This is a genomic window from Paenibacillus sp. J22TS3 (assembly GCF_018403205.1).
Lineage (GTDB): Bacteria > Bacillota > Bacilli > Paenibacillales > Paenibacillaceae > Fontibacillus > Fontibacillus tuaregi.
Window position 1 is genome coordinate 115,029 of sequence record NZ_BOSF01000006.1, and the last position, 20,708, is coordinate 135,736.

20 protein-coding genes, 1 pseudogene and 1 riboswitch are annotated in these 20,708 nt (G+C 51.6%); of the genes and pseudogenes, 17 read left to right on the forward strand and 4 right to left on the reverse strand.

The genetic code is table 11. The features are described 5' to 3' along the window. Window positions 1-15: 15 nt before the first annotated feature. Window positions 16-1,008, reverse strand: a complete 993-nt coding sequence (locus KJS63_RS18840) for an ABC transporter substrate-binding protein (RefSeq protein ID WP_213620713.1) — start codon at window positions 1,006-1,008, stop codon at window positions 16-18. 214 nt (window positions 1,009-1,222) lie between these two features. Beyond that, window positions 1,223-1,333: riboswitch (TPP riboswitch) on the reverse strand. A 174-nt stretch (window positions 1,334-1,507) separates the two neighbouring features. On the opposite strand from KJS63_RS18840, the gene KJS63_RS18845 reads away from it, so the two are divergent. The 4 genes from KJS63_RS18845 (at window position 1,508) to KJS63_RS18860 (ending at window position 3,970) form a co-directional block, all read left to right on the forward strand. Further along, the gene (locus tag KJS63_RS18845) at window positions 1,508-1,930 is read left to right on the forward strand and encodes a pyridoxamine 5'-phosphate oxidase family protein (RefSeq protein ID WP_213620551.1); all 423 of its coding nucleotides are present in this window, start codon (window positions 1,508-1,510) and stop codon (window positions 1,928-1,930) included. A 196-nt stretch (window positions 1,931-2,126) separates the two neighbouring features. Next, window positions 2,127-3,167 (forward strand): EAL domain-containing protein, encoded by a 1,041-nt coding sequence (locus KJS63_RS18850; RefSeq protein ID WP_213620552.1) that lies wholly within the window; start codon window positions 2,127-2,129, stop codon window positions 3,165-3,167. Window positions 3,168-3,447: 280 nt separating this feature from the next. Further along, on the forward strand, window positions 3,448-3,648 hold the full coding sequence (locus tag KJS63_RS18855; RefSeq protein ID WP_009223993.1) for a cold-shock protein: 201 nt from the start codon (window positions 3,448-3,450) through the stop codon (window positions 3,646-3,648). 88 nt (window positions 3,649-3,736) lie between these two features. Further along, window positions 3,737-3,970: a cold-shock protein gene (locus KJS63_RS18860; protein WP_068613823.1), complete on the forward strand. Its 234-nt coding sequence runs from the start codon at window positions 3,737-3,739 to the stop codon at window positions 3,968-3,970. 207 nt (window positions 3,971-4,177) lie between these two features. On the opposite strand, the gene KJS63_RS18865 is transcribed toward KJS63_RS18860, so the two are convergent. Then, window positions 4,178-4,567, reverse strand: coding sequence for a VOC family protein (locus tag KJS63_RS18865; RefSeq protein WP_213620553.1), 390 nt, complete (start codon window positions 4,565-4,567; stop codon window positions 4,178-4,180). Window positions 4,568-4,940: 373 nt separating this feature from the next. Then, a complete protein-coding gene (locus tag KJS63_RS18870) occupies window positions 4,941-5,432 on the reverse strand; it encodes a CcdC family protein (RefSeq protein WP_068613829.1) in 492 nt (163 codons plus the stop codon). Between the two features lie 445 nt (window positions 5,433-5,877). On the opposite strand from KJS63_RS18870, the gene KJS63_RS18875 reads away from it, so the two are divergent. From KJS63_RS18875 to KJS63_RS18895, 5 genes are all read left to right on the forward strand, one after another. Further along, a complete protein-coding gene (locus tag KJS63_RS18875) occupies window positions 5,878-6,951 on the forward strand; it encodes a lactonase family protein (protein WP_213620554.1) in 1,074 nt (357 codons plus the stop codon). Window positions 6,952-7,355: 404 nt separating this feature from the next. Continuing rightward, entirely contained in the window at window positions 7,356-8,387 is a 1,032-nt protein-coding gene (locus KJS63_RS18880; protein ID WP_280520835.1) for a sulfate ABC transporter substrate-binding protein, read from the forward strand. Between the two features lie 33 nt (window positions 8,388-8,420). Then, on the forward strand, window positions 8,421-9,251 hold the full coding sequence (gene cysT, locus KJS63_RS18885) for a sulfate ABC transporter permease subunit CysT (RefSeq protein WP_089153525.1): 831 nt from the start codon (window positions 8,421-8,423) through the stop codon (window positions 9,249-9,251). A gap of 86 nt (window positions 9,252-9,337) precedes the next feature. Beyond that, on the forward strand, window positions 9,338-10,198 hold the full coding sequence (gene cysW / locus KJS63_RS18890) for a sulfate ABC transporter permease subunit CysW (protein WP_213620556.1): 861 nt from the start codon (window positions 9,338-9,340) through the stop codon (window positions 10,196-10,198). A gap of 258 nt (window positions 10,199-10,456) precedes the next feature. Next, window positions 10,457-10,684: a YezD family protein gene (locus KJS63_RS18895; protein ID WP_068613841.1), complete on the forward strand. Its 228-nt coding sequence runs from the start codon at window positions 10,457-10,459 to the stop codon at window positions 10,682-10,684. A 619-nt stretch (window positions 10,685-11,303) separates the two neighbouring features. Here KJS63_RS18895 and KJS63_RS18900 read toward each other — a convergent pair. After that, complete coding sequence (locus KJS63_RS18900; protein WP_213620557.1) at window positions 11,304-12,251, reverse strand: hypothetical protein; 948 nt, start codon at window positions 12,249-12,251, stop codon at window positions 11,304-11,306. 198 nt (window positions 12,252-12,449) lie between these two features. Between KJS63_RS18900 and KJS63_RS18905 the strand changes: the two genes are divergently transcribed. From KJS63_RS18905 to KJS63_RS18945, 8 genes and pseudogenes are all read left to right on the forward strand, one after another. Continuing rightward, the gene (locus KJS63_RS18905) at window positions 12,450-13,160 is read left to right on the forward strand and encodes a DUF421 domain-containing protein (protein WP_089153526.1); all 711 of its coding nucleotides are present in this window, start codon (window positions 12,450-12,452) and stop codon (window positions 13,158-13,160) included. A 27-nt stretch (window positions 13,161-13,187) separates the two neighbouring features. Continuing rightward, on the forward strand, window positions 13,188-13,613 hold the full coding sequence (locus KJS63_RS18910; protein WP_213620714.1) for a GNAT family N-acetyltransferase: 426 nt from the start codon (window positions 13,188-13,190) through the stop codon (window positions 13,611-13,613). A gap of 57 nt (window positions 13,614-13,670) precedes the next feature. After that, entirely contained in the window at window positions 13,671-14,504 is an 834-nt protein-coding gene (locus KJS63_RS18915) for a sulfite exporter TauE/SafE family protein (protein WP_213620558.1), read from the forward strand. Between the two features lies 1 nt (window position 14,505). Beyond that, window positions 14,506-14,892 carry a DUF1634 domain-containing protein gene (locus KJS63_RS18920; RefSeq protein ID WP_213620559.1) on the forward strand — a complete coding sequence of 129 codons (387 nt, stop codon included), beginning with the start codon at window positions 14,506-14,508 and terminating at the stop codon, window positions 14,890-14,892. A 555-nt stretch (window positions 14,893-15,447) separates the two neighbouring features. Next, window positions 15,448-16,092, forward strand: coding sequence for an NAD(P)-dependent oxidoreductase (locus KJS63_RS18925; protein WP_213620560.1), 645 nt, complete (start codon window positions 15,448-15,450; stop codon window positions 16,090-16,092). A gap of 242 nt (window positions 16,093-16,334) precedes the next feature. Further along, window positions 16,335-17,204 carry an AraC family transcriptional regulator gene (locus KJS63_RS18930; RefSeq protein WP_213620561.1) on the forward strand — a complete coding sequence of 290 codons (870 nt, stop codon included), beginning with the start codon at window positions 16,335-16,337 and terminating at the stop codon, window positions 17,202-17,204. Window positions 17,205-17,641: 437 nt separating this feature from the next. Continuing rightward, window positions 17,642-18,559 (forward strand): GNAT family N-acetyltransferase, encoded by a 918-nt coding sequence (locus tag KJS63_RS18935; protein ID WP_244862679.1) that lies wholly within the window; start codon window positions 17,642-17,644, stop codon window positions 18,557-18,559. 471 nt (window positions 18,560-19,030) lie between these two features. Then, a pseudogene (locus KJS63_RS18945) lies at window positions 19,031-20,683 on the forward strand (NAD(P)H-hydrate dehydratase). Window positions 20,684-20,708: the final 25 nt, after the last annotated feature.

The following is a 20,708-nucleotide window of genomic DNA, read 5'->3' on the forward strand; positions in this document are numbered from 1 at the left end:
TTCCTTCCTGGTTATTTATTTGGCTGCGGGCAGATAATCGTTCGTATAGGCCTTGCTTACCTCAAGCGGCTTGTCGAGCAGCTTGTGCTCATACATCCAGTCGGAATAGTTCTTCCAGACAGATTCCTTCTGCTCTCCCCAGCGCGGCGCATCATCCTTATAGCGGGGGCTGAGCCATTTCTGGCTGGCCATGACCAGCTTCTCATCCAAGTCCGGCGCGGCCTTCAGCAGAATCTTGGCAGCTTCCTCCGGATGGTCAATCGCATATTGATATCCTTTTGAAGTGGCACTCATGAACGCCTTAACCATTTCCGGATCCCCAGAGATCACTTTCTCGCTGGAGGCAATCACCGGAGTGTAGTAATCAAGCTTCTCGGAGTAGTCTTTAACATAGAGCATGTCGAGCGGTTCCCCGCGAAGCTGGGCTTCAATTCCGGTCCAGGCGTAATAAATCCAGGCGAAGTCGATATCCCGCTTCACGGCGGTGAAATAGTCAGCATCCCCCATGTTGATGTTGGTTACCTTGCTGACGTCGGCACCTTGAAGCTCCATAATGGACTTCATCACGGCTTGTTCTACTGGTGAACCCCAGCCGCCGTATTTTTTGCCTTCAAAATCCTTCGGTGACTTGATCTTGCGGTCAACGGGTGCCGCAAAGCCGGACGTATTGTGCTGAATCACAGCCGCCAGGGAGACCAGAGGCACATTTTGCGTTCGGGCCTGGGTAATGCTCTCCTGATAGCTGACACCGAACTCCGCCGCGCCCGAAGCAACCATATTATCCGCAGAGCCGCTTCCCGGCTGAATAATGTCCACATTTAGTCCAGCATCCTTATAGTAACCGAGCTCTTTGGCAACATAGAGCCCTGTATGGTTCGTATTGGGGGTCCAGTCCAGAACCACCTTGATGTTTTTCTGCTTGGCCGGTTCGGTGGATGTTGCGGTCTTGCCGGCGCTGGTGTCCGCATTATCCGTTTGTTTCGAAGCTCCGCAGCCTGCCGCGGTCATCACAATCAGACAGATCAGCAGGAGCAGGCCCCAGGTTTTCTTGTTCAATTGAATCTCTCCTTACCTCAATTTGAATCCCGACTTACTCTCCAACAGCCTAATCAATAACATGAATCTGCATATAGGATTAGAGCGGGGAAGCCGCGTCTAATTCCACATAAATAAAGACAAGGCGCCCTGGACAGGACGCCTTGTATGCGTATGAAAGAATGGGTAACCATACTTTTCTCGTTCCTACGCTGGCATTATCCAGATCAGGTATACGGGTTAGTATCTTTGGGATACACTCTCAGCCGGCCGAATTCCAGCTCCCCGGGTCTATGAAGTTAAGCGGGTGGTACTGCTAGGAGTATTATAGTCCCACCCCTGCGGTCTTGTAAAGGAAGGAAGACGGTTCAGCAGGCTGTGAACAGGGTACACTAACGTTGTGTGGTATATGGATGAAGCTTCCATAGTTATGCCATGTCTTTAATTTACTATAGAAAGGGAGCAGACAATCATGGATCGTCAGCAGTTGGAATCGAAGATCGAACAGGCATTACAGGCTAACAAATTTGGTTCACTGGCAACCGTTGAGAACGGTGGCCCCAAGGTTCGTTATATGGCCATCTACCATGAGGGACTCAGCATATATTTGGCTACTGACCGAAAGACACACAAGGTGGAAGAGCTTAAGAATAACCCGAAGGCAGCCCTGCTGTTAGGCTATGAGCAGGGAGGAACGGGTGACGTGGTGGAGATTGAAGGGGAGGCATCGGTAAGTGATGCTCAGGACTTAAAGTCAAAGGTATGGAGGGATGACTTCAAGCCTTATCTTAGCGGACCGGATGATCCTGATTATGTGGTGATTAAGCTTACTCCATCCAGGATTGAATTTGCAGCCAAGGGTTCGGACAGACAGGTATGGGCAGCGGACAAGTAATACACATAGATCCATCAAGCCCGGGACAATCTCCGGGCTTTTCTTATGTTCTAGCGCTGCAGATCTAGCCTTGAAAAAGGAGGGCTCTGTTCTTAGATTACCTTCGAAAAATAGTTGTCAAGACCTAGGTATTACGTCCTGTGCATGATATAATGAACTCGACATAATTCGGCAAAAAGTGCCAAGGGGGATTTTTATGATCTGTAGCAGCTGCAGCGTTCAGGGGCCAATTGAGGATAAGGGAGTCATTTCACTGCGCCCGGCATCAGCCGAGCTCGTTTCGTTGTTAAGACAAGACGGGTTCACCCCGATCTGTGATCCGGATGCATGCCGGGTGTCTTACTGCTCAAGAGCCGAGCTGCTTCAGCTGCTTCGGTCTGTACGCCGATCTGCGCTGGCGGACAAGACAGAAGTTTACGTGAACATTGAAGGTTCTAGTAAGCAGGGTGACCGATGGGTATGGGCATCCTTGCCTCAAATGGAGGCTCGCTTCAAACATAATGATGTCGTTGATATTATTGTCGGCAAGCGATTCACCAGTCATATGCAGCCCATCGTAAGTGCTGCGGAAGAGGTGATTGGCTTTGAATTTCTCCTACGTCCTTCGCAAATCCAGTATCCATTCAATCCGTTCGAGCTGTTCGAGATTGCGCGGGAGACTGGGCTTCATTCCTTTCTTGACCGGGCCGCCCGTATCTCAGCCATTGAGCTGAGCGCGCAGTATCTTCCCCACGGCTTAAAAAGATTCATCAATTTTCTTCCGTCCTCCATCTATAATCCAAAATACTGTCTTACCCATACCTTTGCAGCAATCGAGAGGCTCTCGCTGAATCCAGCTGACTTTGTGTTTGAAGTAGTGGAGACAGAGCAGATCCATAATATGACGAACCTGCTGGACATTTTCACAGAATATAGGAGAAACGGGATTTCGGTAGCTCTGGACGATGTAGGGTCCGGTTATTCCACACTGGAAGAAATGACCCGCCTTAAACCGGATTACGTTAAGATTGACCGGGGGCTGGTCGGTGGCTGCAGCCGAGATCGCCTCAAACAGCAGGAGATCCTGAATATCATTGAAAGGGCCCAGGATTTTGGCGGTCAGGTGCTCGCTGAAGGAATTGAAGAACGTGAAGATTTTGAGTTCTGCTGTACTTATGGCGCCTCGCTCGCCCAGGGATATCTGTTCGGCAGACCGATGCCGCAGCCCCCGCAGAAGCTGATGCCCAGCTCTGCCTAATCAACGGAGATTCCAGCCGTATGGATAGGATAATCGCACTTCGCTGAAGGGCTCTGAACAGGAGCCTTTTTATTTCCAGTTTTTCCATAAGGTGCGGGTGATTATTTGCTTTTTGCTGGAAAAAGGATTATAATTAGGTTAAGTTAAGTCTTGAAGCGATATTCTCATATTGAAAAGAGTGTCACTTGTTACGGTTGGAACTTTTTTCAATGTGTGAATTTTTTTTTACGGAAAAAAGGAGCATATTAATTTTTTTCTACTTTTAGGGAGGCTACCCCAAATGGAAACAGGTACAGTTAAATGGTTTAATGCTGAGAAAGGCTTTGGCTTCATCGAAGTTGAAGGCGGCAACGATGTATTCGTGCATTTCAGCGCTATTACTGGCGAAGGCTTCAAGACGCTTGACGAAGGACAGCGCGTACAATTCAACGTTGTACAAGGCAACCGTGGACCGCAAGCTGAAAACGTTGTAAAACTGTAACGCAAACCATACTGCCCTTAACGTGTGCGTTGAGGGCAGTTTTTTCTTTTTTTCTTGAGAGGTAGGAAGGAATAAAAGGAGGATAATCATGAATTATCGGAAGAAAACGTTAGAAGAAATTCCTGAGGAGATCACGCCGATTTGGTCCTGTACCAATGATAGTTGCAACGGATGGATGAGGGATAATTTTGCGTTTGACTATACTCCTGCTTGCCCTCTATGTTCGTCTGAGATGGAGAAGAGCACTAAGATGCTTCCCCAACTCGTAAACAACAATGCTGATATGAAATCCCTCAAGAAGGGTGTTCAGATCGATCAATAGGTTATCGTGTGAACACAGCAAGGGGCCGTCAAGTGACGGCCCCTGTTTTTGTGCAGGAGTCCGGTTTGTGTTCAAACGCTTCGAGAGCGAACGTTGCTCCATCGCAGACATGAACGAGACCTGTCAAGCAGTTGGTTTTGGATTTCTTGAGAGCATTCCAGAGCCACCTCGTCTGCGTATTTTAATGTTGTCTCTGTAACTTACAGGTTAACTGCGCTGGAACAGCTCAATCCACTCTCGTTCAGGTCCATAAATAAAGAAGTAGCGGTGTCCGTTGGGTAGAGTTGTTATTTCCGTATCTATAAATTTAACGCCGTCGATCGCCTGAATTCTCCGGAATTCCTCTTCAATATCAGACACTGTGATTGCAAAATGGTGCACGGTTGCCTCCGAAGGCAGCTTGTCGCTATAGCCCTGGATAAGCTCAATTTCGGTCTCCTCACTTCCTCCATAGCCGAGGAAAGCAAGTTTAAATACCCCGTTCGTATGGAGTAATGTGCCCTTTAGCTCCAGCCCCAGCACACTCGTATAGAAACGGGTGGAAGTCTCAATATCCCGCACCACGATTCCAACATGATCAATTCTCCGTTGTCTCATATGTATCCTCCTCCTTGAGCTTATAAATTACTAACGATTATGAGATTTTGAAAGCTTACCTGTCAAGTAGGAATAATCAGATAAGTTTTCCGGTAACCTCTATATACAAAGAGGCGGCTTCTTTTGCTCTGATTTGTTTGTTGTTTGGTGCGGGATTTCGCCAGAGCCGCGGAGAGGCGAACGACCCGCGGTCAAGCGCTAGCGTTCACCTTTGGTTTTGGATTTCATCCGCTGGAAATAATTCGAGAAATCCGAAACCAACAGCGATGGGAGTGGGCGTTCGTTCTCGGAGCCTTTCGAACACAAACAAAACTCCTAAACACAGAACAAGGGGCTATCCATTTAAGGATAACCCCTTGTTTGTATCTATCCGTTACTCCACAGGGATTCGATCCTTGAGGAGGGTCTGATAATGTTTCCACATGAACAAGCGCCAGCGCGTAATCATTCCATAAGCAAGAAGGAAGAAAAGCGCGCCTGTCTGCGGCACCGAGACGTATTGTTCAATAAATTCGTGAAGAAGCATACGGACCGCCAGCAGGCCGAGCAGGACAACGATGAAGCTCCGCGAACGCTGGGCGTATACTTGATCCTCAATAACTTCAAATTTGGTGCTGCGGATGAGTGGGTAAGAGAACAGCAGCCAACCGACGGCAAATGCCGCAATCCCCCACAGCCAAGGAATCCGGACGGCGGGTACAATGAACATGAAGAAACCGGTGGTCATGCCAACCGGAGGCATGATGATCTTCTTAACTGTAACCGGCCGCTTACTGGCCTTAAGCCGGATGAATATAGTTAACAGGGCCATGATTAAAGTGCCCACTGTAGCAGCAATTTGTAAGTATGAAGGACTGAGTTGCATAAATTCAGGCCCCTTTCTCTTTTGGCAAGCTCATGTCTTTATATTATATCACAATCCTATGCCAGGATTGAACTATAAGGAGCCCGGATCATTTCAGATTACTGCGGTTGCTGCGGCATGCGACAGGCCAATCCGGTCACCTGTAGAGGCTTGACTGGCAGGAGCACATGAGGAACGGGCAATTTTCGGGTATATACATTAAGCAGGCAGAAACAAAGACCAGTCCGCTGTAAAGATCAGCTTCACAGCAGCAGGCCGATGGCCCCTAGGTAAGTATCTGGGCACTACTGTAAAAAATAACCTTCTTATATTACAATCACAGAAGGACCTCATGACAAACGCAGGGAAAGCCTAGGGCGGACCAACTGGGGCAGGAGACGTTATAATAGCTTTAATACCCTTGTAGAGTAGTCGAATTTATGTACAAAAAGGAGACTTGAGAAGCATGGCGATTCAGGCGAATGGAAACGAGATTTTGCTGTATGTAGGAAGCTATTCCTCAGCAGAGGATGGCGGAATACACTTGGTGGCCCTGAACAAGGAGAGCGGGGAGCTTCGTCTGGTCCACAGCACAGACGGGATTGAGAACCCTTCTTTTGTCGTGGTCAATGAGGAAGGAACGCGGCTTTATGCCGTTGGTGAGATTGAGGAAGGCCAGATTGCAGCTTACGAAATCGACCAGCAGGATGGACGGCTTCGCGAGCTTAACCGTGAAACGACGGGTGGCCACTCCCCATGTTACATATGCCATGTTCCAGGTGAGGAATCGCAGCTGTATCTGGTCAACTACGGAAGTGCGGAGATCAGCAGCTATCATCTGGATCGGAACGGAGCGATTAAGGGGCTGGCTTCCCGGGTCAAGCACGTAGGCAGGGGGCACCGGGAAGACCGTCAGGAAGCGGCCCATGCCCATTCGGTAGTTGTAGACCGCAGCGGCAAATTTGCATATGTATCAGATTTGGGGCTCGATCAAATTGTGATCTACCGGATTGAGGATGGCAAGCTGGTTACTCACAAGGAAATTAAGCTTCCACCAGGTGCTGGTCCAAGACATTTTAAGATTCACCAAACCGGAAAGTGGGCTTATGGAATTAACGAGCTCAATAATACCGTCACGGTATACTCTCTGAATGAGGCTGGCGGTGATCTGGAGATTCTCCAACACATTTCAGCCGTCCCCGAGGACTTCAGCGGCGAGTCTACCACGGCAGAGGTGGGCATTTCACCTTGCGGGAAATATCTGTATGGTTCCAACCGCGGACACGACAGTATTGTGCGCTACCGGATCGATCAGGAAACCGGTCAACTGTCCGATCCCCAGTGGGTATCCAGCGGGGGAGAAATTCCGCGTCACTTCCTCATTGTCAAAGGCGGTCATCTGATCGCCGCACATCAGAACAGCAACAACCTTGTCAGCTTCCGCCTGGATTCTGAGACCGGTATTCCTAAAAAGACCGGGTATGAGCTTCGCTTAAGCAAGCCGGTGTGTGTGGCTCTCGCGAACAATCCCCAAGTTTAAGCAGCTTTAATTGGCCGCATGGAATTATGGCTTTTGATGTGAAGGTGAATTATAAAAAACACAGTCAGACAATTCTGGCTGTGTTTTTTTGCTGTAGGAGAAAACCTGAAAATATTTTAGCGGATTGACGTAAAAAAGGTTTGACAATGAATGTGTAATGCAATTACAATTACAAACATAACTTACTAAACAGGTAGGAATAATTAAATTAGGTTCTAACCGTACGAACGGAGGAACGCTCTAATGGCCTTGCAGGCACGGGCAGTCGCTCGGTTTGACTTATGGCAAAGAGCGTTTCTTTGTCGTTCATATAACTATCATGAATGGGCAAGGTGACGCGGGTCGAGGTCATTTTTTTAGTAGAGAAGAATACAAGATTACCAAACTAAAGGGGAGTGATGGGATTGAAAAAGGCGCTGAAGAAGGGGATTGTTGTAAGTCTGGTCTTGGCTATGTCTATGGTGACAGCCGCTTGCGGCTCAAGCTCAGGCAAGGGCTCGAATACTGTGGAATTAATGAACGTGTCTTATGATCCGACCCGTGAGCTGTATGAGAACTATAACAAGGCATTCTCTGCCTATTGGGAGAAGGAGAAGGGCCAGAAGGTTACGATTAAGCAGTCGCATGGCGGCTCAGGCAAGCAAAGCCGGGCGGTAATCGACGGCCTGAAGGCCGATGTGGTTACATTGGCCCTCGGATATGACATTGATGCGATTCAGAAGAAGGGCTTGATTAAAGAGGGCTGGCAGACCAAGTTCGAGAAGAACAGTTCGCCTTATACTTCTACGATCGTCTTTCTGGTGCGTAAAGGCAACCCGAAAGGGATTAAGGACTGGAACGACTTGATTAAAGGCGACGTCAAGGTGATCACGCCGAATCCTAAGACTTCAGGCGGGGCGCGCTGGAACTACCTGGCCGCATGGGGGTATGCCCTGCATCACAACAACAATGACACGAACAAAGCGAAGGAGTTCGTCCAGGAGCTGTTCAAGCATGTGCCTGTTCTGGATACGGGAGCCCGCGGGGCGACAACAACGTTCGTGGAACGCGGAATCGGCGACGTGCTCATCGCGTGGGAGAATGAGGCCCTGTTATCGATCAAGGAGCTTGGTCCTGACAAGCTGGATATCGTGTACCCGTCGGAGAGTATTCTAGCGGAGCCGCCGGTTGCTGTGGTTGACACCAACGTGGATAAGAAGGGAACCCGTGAAGTGGCCGAAGCTTATCTCAAATATTTGTACTCTGAGGAAGGTCAGACCATTGCAGCAGAGAATTTCTACCGTCCGACGCTAGAGAGTGTGAAGGAGAAATTCAAGAACAACTTCAAAGACCTGAAGCTCTTCTCCATTGATGAATTTGGCGGATGGGCCAAGGCACAACAGGAGCACTTTAGCGATGGGGGCGTATTTGACCAAATCTACGTGCCCAGCAAATAATACCGACCGGACAACGGAGGGGATGAAACGATCATGAAGACGATAGCTGCCAAACGGGGAGTGCTTCCCGGCTTTGGGCTCACTATGGGTTATACTGTGCTTTATCTCAGCTTGGTGGTCTTGATTCCACTATCAGCCCTGCTGCTGAACTCTACGGGACTAACCTGGGGGAAGTTCTGGGATATTGCCACAGACGCCAGAGTGCTGGCCTCATTTAAAGTCAGCTTCCTGACAGCTGCGGCTGCGGGACTGATTGATGCGGTGCTTGGCCTGCTTCTGGCCTGGGTGCTGGTTCGATACGACTTTCCGGGCAAAAACATATTTGACGCTATGATTGATCTTCCTTTCGCGCTGCCAACGGCCGTAGCCGGAGTTTCGCTGACCGCGATCTACTCCGACAAAGGCTGGATCGGCTCCCTCTTGGAGCCGCTGGGAATTCAAGTGGCCTATACGCCGATCGGCATCACGCTTGCGTTAATGTTCATTGGAATTCCGTTTGTGGTAAGAACGGTTCAGCCAGTTCTTCAGGATCTAGAGGCCGAGGTGGAAGAAGCCGCAGCCACGCTGGGGTCTGGAAGGGTGAGAACCTTTATGTCCGTGATCCTTCCGCAGCTGTACCCGGCTCTGCTGACCGGGTTCGCTCTGGCCTTCTCCCGGGGCATCGGTGAGTACGGCTCGGTGGTGTTCATATCGGGAAATATGCCGATGAAGACCGAGATTGCCCCTCTCCTGATCATGTCGAAGCTGGAACAGTTCGATTATGCGGGAGCTACTGCCGTAGCTCTGCTGCTGCTGTTCATCTCGTTCCTGCTGCTGCTTATCATCAATACGCTGCAGCATCGGCTTCGTAAAACCGCACGTTAACCGCAAACAGACTAGGTGTATAGTCGTCCAAGAGAGGGCAGGCATACACTTTCGAATGAACATATCTGATAAAGGAGGAAGGTAATATGGCCGGTTCTGTACCTATGAGTCCCGCAGGCAGTACCCAAGTAAGAACCCGGTCTCTGAAGGAGACAGGCTGGGTAAAGTGGACGTTAATCGCTCTCGCTTCTCTGGTCCTTCTGTGGCTGATCGTTCTTCCCCTCATTGTTGTCCTGACAGAAGCTTTGAAAAAGGGCTGGGATGTGTATCTGGCGGCGATTGTGGACCCGGATGCGCTGTCTGCGCTAAGGTTGACCTTACTCGTTGCCGTGATTACTGTGCCTTTAAATACAATTTTTGGTGTGGCTGCCGCATGGGCCATTACCAAGTTCCGCTTCCGCGGCAAGCAGCTGCTGATTACCTTGATTGACTTACCCTTTGCGGTATCTCCGGTTATTGGAGGGTTAATCTATGTGCTTGTATACGGGGAACATGGATGGCTTGGCGGATGGCTGGATAAGAACAATATCGAAGTGATCTTCGCTCTGCCGGGGATCGTGCTGGCCACCCTGTTCATTACCTTCCCGTTTGTTGCCCGAGAGCTCATTCCGCTCATGGAGGATCAGGGGCAGCATGAGGAAGAGGCGGCAGTGACCCTCGGTGCCAAGGGATGGCGCGTATTCTGGAAGATTACGCTGCCTAATATCAAGTGGGGACTTCTCTATGGAATTATTCTGTGTAATGCGAGGGCGATGGGCGAATTCGGTGCGGTATCGGTCGTATCGGGACATATTCGCGGAGAGACAAACACCCTGCCGCTGCATGTGGAAATTTTGTATAACGAGTACCAGTTCTCGGCATCTTTTGCCGTAGCTTCGCTGCTGCTGATTCTGGCCTTGGTGACTTTGGTGTTAAAAGGCTGGTTCACACGCAAGAACGCACACTGATAGAATCAAGCGGTGATTGATATATATATATAACGAACTTTAAAAATTAACCCCTCTCAGCTTCGATCCCGAGTGATTCTGTAGAAGCGGAGCGTCCGCCTTGGTCTCCGTAATGCCTCACTGGCTACCTTAGTTCAAGCATTTCGGAGACAACAGCGGTAGTAAGAACACTCGGCATCGCAGCGCCCCATAAGGGTAACCTTTATTAGTTCATTTTATATTGAGAGAAAATTTATCGGGATTAAGGAGGCGCAGGCCATGGCTAAACCATTAAAAGTCGACGATGTGTGGCTGAACCGGATTGCCGATTTGCTAAGCGACATGGAGTTTGGGTCCCTGAATATCGTGGTTCACGAGGGACAGATTGTACAGGTGGAACGCACGGAACGTAAGCGGTATGAGTCGAGTGCCTCCTCTGGAGCGAAGGCTTCGGCAGGAGCTAAAGCTTCCAACAGAGCTTTGCGCGAGTCCGGTCCCGGTAGATAGATAAGCCGTATGAGGGACTAATTAGAAATCTATATAAAATGAACTTTAGAATTCACCGATCACAGCTTCGATCCCGAGTGATTCTGAAGAAGCGGAGCGTCTACCTTTGTCACCGAAATGCCCCTACTTGGATATCTAGTTCAAGCATTTCGGAGACAACAGGGGCCTTAAAGAACACTCGGCCTCGCAGCGCCCCTAAAGGGAAACCTACATAAGTTCATTTTATATAGCGAGCGATGAGTTCCTGATATGAGCAGATATGAATAAAGGGAAATGAAAAGCCCCGCAAGCTTCGAAGAGCCTGATTAGAATCAGGTTCCCGGAGCTGCGGGGCTTTTATGCGTTCTGACAAGTTAACTATATAAAATGAACTTTAGAATTCACCGATCTCAGCGAAGAGGACGAATGGTTCTGAAGAAGTTGAGCGTCCGCCCTTGTCACCGAAATGCCCCTACTTGGATATTTATTTCAAGGATTTTGGAGACAACGGTGGTCATAAGAATACTCGGCATCGTAGCGCCCGAGCCCGAGAAGGTAACCTTCATAAGTTCATTTTATATAACAATCCAATAATTAAGCGGCATGCTGCGCAAAGATATTATAACAATTATGGCATGCCTCAGTTCCTGCCGGTAGGCTCTTCGCTGGAAGAATCAGCCGTATCCGGTTCGGGCAGCTCATCTGCGGCTCCGGCTGAGCCGCCCGAAAGATGGGCTTGTACCACATCATCGTCATAATGGCCGGCGAAGGGCCTGGCTTTGCGGGGCTTCTTGCCGGTGAGGCTGAAGCCAAGCCCGAAGAGCATCAGCTGTACAGCAAGCACGTACAGCGCGGTCTCCAGGCCTGCGAGATGAATCAGCGCCAGCAGGGCGATGAGGATGGAGAGCAGGCGCAGAAGAGCGCCGCCCGGCTCGGGGCGGCGGCTGCCCAGCAGCACGGGGTCAAGCAGCAGCAGCGAGAACAGGATGGAGGCGAAGCGGGCCCAGATGGCCGCGCGCAGCCATCCAGCCTCACTGCTGCCGTCCGCGGGCGCGCTGCCGAGTGCCTGAAGCAGCCAGGCGGTCAGCAGGACCGCCGCGGCTGCGAAGGCGAAGGGCAGCATCGCCCGAAGCTGCAGCCACAGCGAGAGGCCCCAGCCGGGCTGTTCGGTACGGGCCAGCAGCCTGGCGCGCTCGTCCATTAGCCGGGCGGCTTCGCGATCGAACGCCCGGTGCAGCAGGAGCAGACGGGCCTCGTCCCCGTCTGCCAGGTAAGCGCTGATCTGGGCCTGCAGATCAGCGGTCAGGTAGGGCGCAGCCTTGCAGGCCTGCAGGCGGTCCTGAAGCTGCGCCCGCGCTTCCTCGGACAGGCCGCGTCCGCGCTGCTCCGCGGCCCGCTGCAGAGGACTGAGCGCGGCGGCGCTGAGCTCCAGGCTGTGCTGGAGCCTTTCCAGCCGGGCCTGTTCCATACGCCAGGTCCGGTTGCGGAACGCGGAATAGAGTGCTATGTAAATAACGACGGTCAAGGCGGACAGATAAGGCCCTGCGGGATGCCCGGTCACCCATGACCAGACTTGCGTAAGAGACACCAGAGGATCACTCCTTCAACCGGTATAGGGGACATGCTGCCATCGTCCCTCCCATACCCTATTTCTCTACCTCCACTATTGCACAAGACCGGCACATAATACAAGCGGTTCCGCATGTCTCCGTGGGTATATATATAGCAAGTACCTTGGGCCAAAAGTACACCCGGTATTCAAATAGGCTATAATGGAGGAGATCTTGTGGGTATTGAGCATATTACTTTGAAGCTTGTGATCGGTTTTATCGGACTTTGGGCCATGACACGGATTCTGGGCAAGAAAGAGATTTCCCAGCTTACCCCGTTTGATTTTGTTTCTTCGCTTATGCTGAGCGAGCTTGTAGGTAATACCGTTTACCAAGAGGATGTGAAATTCTCTTACCTGCTGTATGCGCTGGCACTGTGGGCCGTGCTTTCCTTTGCCTTTGAGAAAATCACCCAGATCTTCAAGCGGGGCCGCGGGTTTCTGGATGGCAAAGCCTCCATATTGATCCGCCACGGCGAGGTTGATTTGAAGGAGCTGCGCAAGAACAAGCTGGATTTCGACCAGCTGCGGATGCTGCTGCGCCAGCAGAATGTCTTTTTCATGCGTGAAGTGGCTTATGCTATCTTTGAAGCCAACGGTACGCTTAGTGTAATGAAGAAGTCCGACTATGAGCAGGTGACTCGCCAGGATTTGAAGCTGCCCGAGCAGGATGCCTTCTTCTCTTATTGTCTGATCGAGGACGGGGAAGTGGACAAGGAAGGGCTGAAGCTGCTGAAGAAGGACGAAGACTGGCTGCGGGCTGAGCTGCAGCAATGCGGTTATAACAATTTTGACGAGATTGCTTATGCCGAATGGACCCCGGATGAAGGTCTGTATGTGCTCGAGCACCGGTCCAAATCATTTAAGCTTCCGAATGAAGTTAGTTAACGGGAAAGGAGTGAACCGGCATTGAACATGAACTTGAGCTTATCAGAGCTGGAGGTTCGCGAACAGCCGCCCGGGGTGGAAGAGTATCTCGCACTCCGGGCTAGCTGCGGGTTGAGTCCGCGGAGTGGGGAGGGGGCCGCCATCGGCCTTGCGAATTCTTACTTTGCGGTCACGGTCTATGCGGAGGGCGAGCTGATCGGGATGGGAAGAATCATCGGTGACGGAGGCTGTCATATGCAGATTGTAGACGTTGCGGTGAGACCTGACTACCAAGGCAAGGGCATTGGTAAAATGATCTTTGCACGCCTGGTGGACCACCTGAATCAGTCAGCTCCAGACAAAACGTATGTGAGTCTGATCGCCGATGTCCCGGCCGATCAGCTTTACCGGCAATTTGGCTTCGCTTATACCCAGCCGGAAGGCCAAGGCATGTACCTCAGGATCCGGCCCTAGCTTGCCCAGTTTAAAAGCTTGGACCGCAATGCTATTACATACAAAGGAGCTGCGGAATTGACAAGTACAGTAATCGAGATCTTTTTTATTGCTATTCTGGCGGGAGTCGTAGGCTCCATTCTGGGGCTTGGCGGCGGAATTGTGGTCACTCCGGCCTTGACCCTGCTGTTCGGCGTGGACATTAACCATGCGATTGGAGCCAGTATTATTTCTGTTATCGCCACCTCCAGCGGTTCGGCGGTTGCTTATATCCGGGACCGCATCACGAACCTGAGGGTGGGGATGTTTCTTGAAATCGCTACTACGGTAGGGGCGATTACCGGGGCGTTCCTTGGAGCTATCGTTGCTCCCAAATTTCTTTACGTCATCTTTGCTGTTCTTCTGCTCTATTCGGCTTATGCCATGATTAAGAAGGGCAAGCAGGAGGTTCCCCAGAATGTCCCTCTGCATCCGGTGGCCAAGAAGCTGGGGCTTCAAGGGGAATACTACGACAAAGCTATGGGTACAACCGTGGCTTATAACGTGGATAAGGTGCCGCAGGGCTTCAGCGTCATGTACGGTGCAGGGGTTATCTCAGGGCTTCTGGGAATCGGCAGCGGCAGTTTTAAAGTTATGGCGATGGATGTCTTTATGAAAATGCCTCTGAAAGTATCCACCGCAACCAGCAACTTTATGATGGGGGTTACGGCAGCGGCAAGTGCGGGAATCTACCTGCTGCGCGGCGATATTAATCCTGTAATCTCTGCGCCGGTGGCTCTTGGCGTCTTGATTGGAGCTACCATCGGTTCAAGGCTGATGCAGCGGATGAAGAGCAAGACGATCCGTAAGCTGTTTATCCCGGTTATGATTTATGTGGCCGGGCAAATGTTATATCAAGGTTGGAGGGGTTAACATGACGGTTGAGCATCCACATCACGAAGAGACGCCCAGCCGGATTGCCGATGTAGAACTGGCGATAAGCAAAATCTTGAGAATCGGCGTGGTTGTGGCCGCGGCGGTTATCATTGCCGGGCTGGTGAAGCTGCTGGTCACTGGGGTCAGCGGATACCCGGATGATACTTATCCGCTCGGCTTCGCCGCAATCTGGGAGGGGCTGCTTGAGCTTAAGTCGGTGGCGATTATAGAGACAGGACTGCTGCTTCTGATTATGACACCGGTTCTGCGGGTATTCGTCTCTTTGTTTGTCTTTTGGCAGGAGAAGGATTACCGGTTCGTGGCGATTACAGCCACCGTATTTATTATTCTTATTCTCAGCTTTATGCTGGGGAAGGCGGGTTAAATTTAGACCTCGCACCGTATGCCGAAAGCAACGCCCACGGTGTTGCGCTGTATGACGGACTATAGAGATCCAAGCTGTAGGAAAGTAAGAAAACGACTATATCAAATGAACTTTAGAATGTACCGATCTCAGCGGAGAGGATGAGTGATTCAGAAGAAGCGGAGCGTCCGCCTTTGTCTCCGAAATGCCCAACTGGATAGCTAGTTCAAGGATTTCGGGGACAACCGTGGTCGTAAGAACACTCGCCATCGCAGCGCTCTGAATAGGGTAACCTTCATAAGTTCATTTTATATAGATGCACTGTGACAGCTCTGAACCTGGGAGGCAACTGGCACAAGCGGAGAATGGCTCGAAGTCTAATATTAATCACGTAAATGATTAAGAACATGATCCTTTTCCAAGTGGAGAGGGATCTTCTTATTTTGGGGAAAATGAATGGTATGCGTTTTGGATTCACTCTGGGGGATAATTATAATAGAAGGACTCTGCACATGGGTCTGGCCGTGAACAGTGCAGAAATTCACCTGTAAGAAAATAGAGAAGGAGAGATTACATATGCTTAAGATCGCTTTGTTTGGAGCTACGGGGACAATTGGCAAAAGCATTCTGGAGGAGGCGCTCCGCAGAGGCCATGAGGTAACTGCGGTACTGAGGGATATATCTAAGCTGGAGGAGCTGTCCAAGCAGCATGAGAAGCTGCAGCTCAAGACCGGGGATATCCTGGTTCCCGATTCCGTGACGGAAGCGGCGGCTGGCAAGGATGTGGTAATCAGCGCGTTCGGTCCTAAATTCGGGGAGGAAGATGAATTGTCCGAAGTCGCGCGGACCCTGGTTGAAGGCGTAAGACGCGGGGGCGCCGGGCGGCTGATTGTTGTGGGCGGAGCAGGAAGCCTTGAGGTGGAGCCAGGAGTCATGCTCATGGATACGCCCGCTTTCCCGGAGGAATGGCGTCCAATTGCCAGAGCTCATGCTGAAGCCTATGAAATCTACCGGAATTCTGATATTGATTGGACTTATTTCAGTCCGGCGGCAGTTATTGAACCCGGTGAACGCACAGGCAACTTCCGGATTGGAACGAATCAGCTCGTTACCGATGAGCTGGATAACAGCCGCATCTCGGTAGAGGATTACGCGGTTGCCCTGCTGGATGAGGCGGATGAGGGACATTTCATAAGAAGCCGGTTCACCGTAGGATATTGAGCCTGAGGTAGGCTGCTGCCGATAGCAGTGGAATCTAAAATATAGGAACTGGCCCGGGGACTAGCTCCCGGGCCTTTTTAGTTTGCCATATCGGCAGCCGGAGGCGCTCATATTTCACTTGGAAAGGGTATGGTACACTCAAAGAGACAAGAACTACAGGCGGCTTGCAATTTTGTGCAAGAACTGCACGGCTTGGATGAACCGCTTCCGTTATATTGAGAGTGAAAGGGGTCTTACGGTAGATGAGCTGGATTGCGAGAATGAACGAGGCTATTGATTATATTGAGCGTCATTTGATGGACGAGGTGGACTACGCAGAAGCGGCCAGGGTGGCCTGTTGTTCCGTGTATCATTTTCAGAGAATGTTCTCTTTCATTGCGGAGGTCCCGCTCGGAGAATACGTCCGTCGCCGTCGCCTGACTCTGGCGGCATTTGAGCTCCAGCATCAGGATATCAAGATCGTCGATCTCGCTTTGAAGTATGGGTATGACTCCCCAGAAGCGTTTACGCGAGCGTTCAGCAGCCTTCACGGCGTTACACCTACAGCGGCGAGAAAGGCGGGGACAACGCTGAAGGCTTATCCCAAGATTACCTTTCACATTTCGATAAAAGGGGCTGTGGAAATGAATTACCGGATGGTTGAACTTAAACCGTTTCGTATTGTTGGGATTTCAGAGCGGGTAAATACGGAGAATGCATTTAGTATCATTCCTCAAATATGGGACAATGCCCGGAGCCAAGGGGTGTTCGAAGAACTGTGGAACATCCGTCAAGAGGGTCATGAGGTCGGAGGCATTCTTGGCGTATGCGCGAACGGGGAATTCGGGGAGAATGAAGAATTTGATTATATTCTGGCAATTACGTCTGAACATGAGCCAAGGGAGGGCATGGTCAAGTTCGAGTATCCTGCCAGCACCTGGGCGGTGTTCGATGCGCCGGGTCATCCGGGAGGGATTCAGGAAATTTGGAAACGCCTGTATACGGAATGGGTGCCTTCCTCCAGCTACGATCTAGCCTACTTGCCAGCTATTGAGAACTACCTGCCGCCTGAGGAAGGACGTAATGAGCTTTGGGTTCCGGTGGTGGCTAGAAAGGAAGCAACGAGGGACTAACGGAAATTCAGCCTGGCAGTCAATCCGTTAGTCCATCAAATAAATTGGCCGAACTGCTCAACTCAGTTAAAAGAGGAGGGCTTGCGATCAAAGCTTCTAAGGAAACGAGTCTACAGAGAGAATCAGATGGCCAGCCCCTCAAACCCAACAAACCAACTGGGCAACCAGCCTGGTAAATTACCAACTAATAAACCAGTAAGCAGACAAACCGGTTGTACCAGAAGCACTGGGATCATAAACCAATAAGCAGGCAAAACGGTCGTACCAGAAACAAAGGGATCATAAGTCAATAAACTTTTTACCAATAAACCGATCGTATTAAAAACACCGAGATAAAAGGCTAATCCGTGCTACAAATCAGTTATAGCAAATTGTTCCCCTGTCACTGGGCAGCCAGAATGATAGAATCAAATCAAACGAAGATGGGGGACTACAAGATGAGCTGGGAAATTCGCGGGTTTCAAGCTGATGATATGGGAATGCTGGGTCAACTTTATCACACGGTGACCACACATAGTGATGCGGTCTTTTGGTGGGTAGGGGAGGAGTCTAACTGGGATAATGTGATCTGTGCCGTGGAAGATGGCCTCATGATTGCCAAGGGACAGGTGGGAATTATTAGTGTGGTTCCTTCGGACTTTGGCGGTGAGAGCAACCACAGTATCTATGTTAATATCAAAACGCTGCCGGACAGGCAGGAGGATTACGTCCTTCTGGATGCAATCTATACGAAATTGTATCAACGTGCCCTTGAGCTAAAAAGCACCCTGCCGCCGGAACATGGGACACATATCTGTGTGGGCAATTATGATGCGGAGACGGCCAATCTGAAGTTTTTTGAGGAGTACAAAGGCTTCGAACCTTTAACCCGGTTGTACTTGATGGGCTGCAATCTGCAGGAGCCTTCTGCTTCTGCCCCGGCTGATCTTGCGGAGGGCTTCGCCTTCTTCTCTTTATCAAAGCTGGAGAACGGTGAGGAAGAAGAGTATCTGCGTGTGGAAAGCGAAATATGGCCGGATGCCCCTCTCCGGGCGGAGAGACTCGCGGAAGTGATGAAGTATCCGCTATGGACCATGCTGAATGTGCGCCAGCAGGGCGAGCTGGCAGGCAGTGTGATGGTCTGGCAGGACGGGGACAATGGGCGGATAGAGGACGTATTCGTCCGTGAGCCATGGAGACATCAGGGAGTCGCCAGATTTCTGCTGAACCAGGCAGTTCAATATTTAAGGGAACACGGACTTGGTTACGCTGAGCTGGATGTCTTAACAATGAATGAGCCAGCCCTGTCCCTGTATGAGTCTGTTGGATTCCGGGTTGTGAAGGAAGAAATCCGGTTGTATCGGGACTTGCTCTAATGGCTTGTCTGTCAGTGAAGTTACAATTAAAATGTGAGAACCTTTATACAATGAAATGACTCATCAGCATCTAAAGACTAATCTTAGTAGCACTAGGTGATTTAGAAATAAATTTATAAGACCAGAAAGGCCGATGTTCTCTCGAATAGAGAATCGGTCTTTTTACATTTATGAAGCTTGAAAATCGATTACAGCCGTAGATTAGACAAGTTTATTATAAACACGAAAGAATATAAAAAGTTTGGTCAATGGCATGTTTAGGGATGCCTGCTAGATAATAAGGGTGACAGGCATCATTTGCCTGCTGCCCCTGTTTGCCTTGTTATATTCTGTCTTAGACGAATCAAACCCAAAGTTAAATGATGGTGAATTAGCGGGCTTGGTTCTGACGGAAGGGAAGGTTAATATACAAGTAGTGAAGATTATAGATGCTGAGAATAAGCTGTGTTCAAGTGAGAGGGGGAAGAAATTGTGCGCATCGTAAACGCGAAACAGATGAGGGAACTGGATGAGCGAGCCATTCAGGAGGTTGGCATCCCGGCGGTATCTCTGATGGAGAATGCAGGGAAGGCCATTGCGGATGAAGTGATTAGGTGGTGTGTTCGGCAGAGCTTAGGAAGGGAAGAGGCGGGTTCCCGAATGGAACAGCAGGCTTACGGGGAGTGGTCAGCCTTAGTGGGGAATGGGATCGAGGGAGTCGTGAATATCGGGTAAAAGATGACGGAGATGCTTTCCCGGGAGCACTGGCTCATTCTGGTCGGCAAGGGCAACAATGGAGGGGACGGACTTGTGGCCGCCCGGCACCTCATGAACAGCGGGGTTCGGGCTACTCTGCTGTATGCCTCCCCGCCTGGGCAGCTGACGGGGGAGGCAGAGGTACAGTACAAGATTGCAGAGGCGCTGCGCCTTCCTTCTTTCGTATTTGGTCAAGAACCGATCGATTACAGCCGGTATACCGGGATTGTGGATGCGCTGCTTGGAACAGGCTCTTCAGGGGCACCCCGGGGGAGCTATGCCAAGCTGATTGAAAAGGCTAACGCTTCCGGTCTGCCCATCATCTCCGCGGATATCCCAAGTGGACTGGATGCGGATACGGGCGAGGTTTACGAGCCGTGTGTCCAGGCCCGGATGACGGTGTGCCTGGCCTTTCTGAAGGCCGGGCTGACCCAATATCCGGGCGCTGGAGCAGCGGGCAATGTCATCGTTAGAGACATCGGCATCCCGCGCAGTCTGGCAGCAGATCCTGAGTCGCCAGGCAGTTACCTGCTCACGGAGGAAGTGCTCTCCGGTGAGCTGGGGGTTGATCTCTTGCGGAGGCGCGCCCCGGATGGGCACAAGGGCACCTATGGCCATGTGCTGCTTGCCGCCGGCCATGCCCAGATGAGCGGCGCCGGGCTGCTGGCCGCCAAGGCCGCACTGCGGGCTGGCTGCGGGCTGGCCACCTGGGCGCTGCCCGGCGTGGTTGCTCCGCACGTGCTCGGCGCGGTGCCCGAGCTGATGCTGGCCCCTGCCGGCGACGGGGCCGATGGCTGGAGCGCAGCCGCAGCAGAAGAGGTGCTGCGGCTGCTCGAGACGCGCACCGTGCTCGCCGCCGGGCCGGGGCTTGGCCGCTTCAGCGGCGAGCAGGCTTTCCTGCGCGCCCTTTGGGAGCGCGCCCAGCGCCCGTTGGTACTAGACGCTGATGCACTGAACATTCTTGCTGCGGCCGGTGGCCCCGCGGCAATGCCAAGACGGGATGCGGCGGTGGTGCTTACGCCGCATCCGGGCGAGATGGCGCGCCTGGCGGGCATCTCCACGGCCGAGGTCCAGCGGGACCGGATCGGCCTGGCCCGCAGGTACGCCCTTGAGCACGGGGTGACGCTCGTGCTCAAGGGCGCGCGCACGGTCATCGCGGCTGAGGATGGCCGCGTTTTTGTGAACATCACCGGCACCCCGGGCATGGCCACCGGGGGAGCCGGAGATGTGCTGACCGGCATCATCGCCGGTCTGCTGGCCCAGGGCCTTAGCGCCGTGCAGGCTGCGGCGTTCGGCGCATATCTGCACGGCTTGGCCGGAGAACGGGCCGCCGCCGCGAGAAACCACCCGGCATCGCTGCTCGCCGGGGACATCATCGAGCATCTATAGCGGCGGAGGTTGCGGCGCTGCATGG

Coding starts and splice junctions, on each gene's coding strand:
- KJS63_RS18895 (WP_068613841.1), top strand. CDS start 10,457: ATGGCTAAACCATTAAAAGTCGACGATGTGTGGCTGAACCGGATTGCC.
- KJS63_RS18860 (WP_068613823.1), top strand. CDS start 3,737: ATGAATTATCGGAAGAAAACGTTAGAAGAAATTCCTGAGGAGATCACG.
- KJS63_RS18850 (WP_213620552.1), top strand. CDS start 2,127: ATGATCTGTAGCAGCTGCAGCGTTCAGGGGCCAATTGAGGATAAGGGA.
- KJS63_RS18925 (WP_213620560.1), top strand. CDS start 15,448: ATGCTTAAGATCGCTTTGTTTGGAGCTACGGGGACAATTGGCAAAAGC.
- KJS63_RS18875 (WP_213620554.1), top strand. CDS start 5,878: ATGGCGATTCAGGCGAATGGAAACGAGATTTTGCTGTATGTAGGAAGC.
- KJS63_RS18840 (WP_213620713.1), bottom strand. CDS start 1,008: ATGACCGCGGCAGGCTGCGGAGCTTCGAAACAAACGGATAATGCGGAC.
- KJS63_RS18930 (WP_213620561.1), top strand. CDS start 16,335: ATGAGCTGGATTGCGAGAATGAACGAGGCTATTGATTATATTGAGCGT.
- KJS63_RS18935 (WP_244862679.1), top strand. CDS start 17,642: ATGAGCTGGGAAATTCGCGGGTTTCAAGCTGATGATATGGGAATGCTG.
- KJS63_RS18870 (WP_068613829.1), bottom strand. CDS start 5,432: ATGCAACTCAGTCCTTCATACTTACAAATTGCTGCTACAGTGGGCACT.
- KJS63_RS18855 (WP_009223993.1), top strand. CDS start 3,448: ATGGAAACAGGTACAGTTAAATGGTTTAATGCTGAGAAAGGCTTTGGC.
- KJS63_RS18920 (WP_213620559.1), top strand. CDS start 14,506: ATGACGGTTGAGCATCCACATCACGAAGAGACGCCCAGCCGGATTGCC.
- cysW (WP_213620556.1), top strand. CDS start 9,338: ATGGCCGGTTCTGTACCTATGAGTCCCGCAGGCAGTACCCAAGTAAGA.
- KJS63_RS18845 (WP_213620551.1), top strand. CDS start 1,508: ATGGATCGTCAGCAGTTGGAATCGAAGATCGAACAGGCATTACAGGCT.
- KJS63_RS18865 (WP_213620553.1), bottom strand. CDS start 4,567: ATGAGACAACGGAGAATTGATCATGTTGGAATCGTGGTGCGGGATATT.
- cysT (WP_089153525.1), top strand. CDS start 8,421: ATGAAGACGATAGCTGCCAAACGGGGAGTGCTTCCCGGCTTTGGGCTC.
- KJS63_RS18910 (WP_213620714.1), top strand. CDS start 13,188: ATGAACTTGAGCTTATCAGAGCTGGAGGTTCGCGAACAGCCGCCCGGG.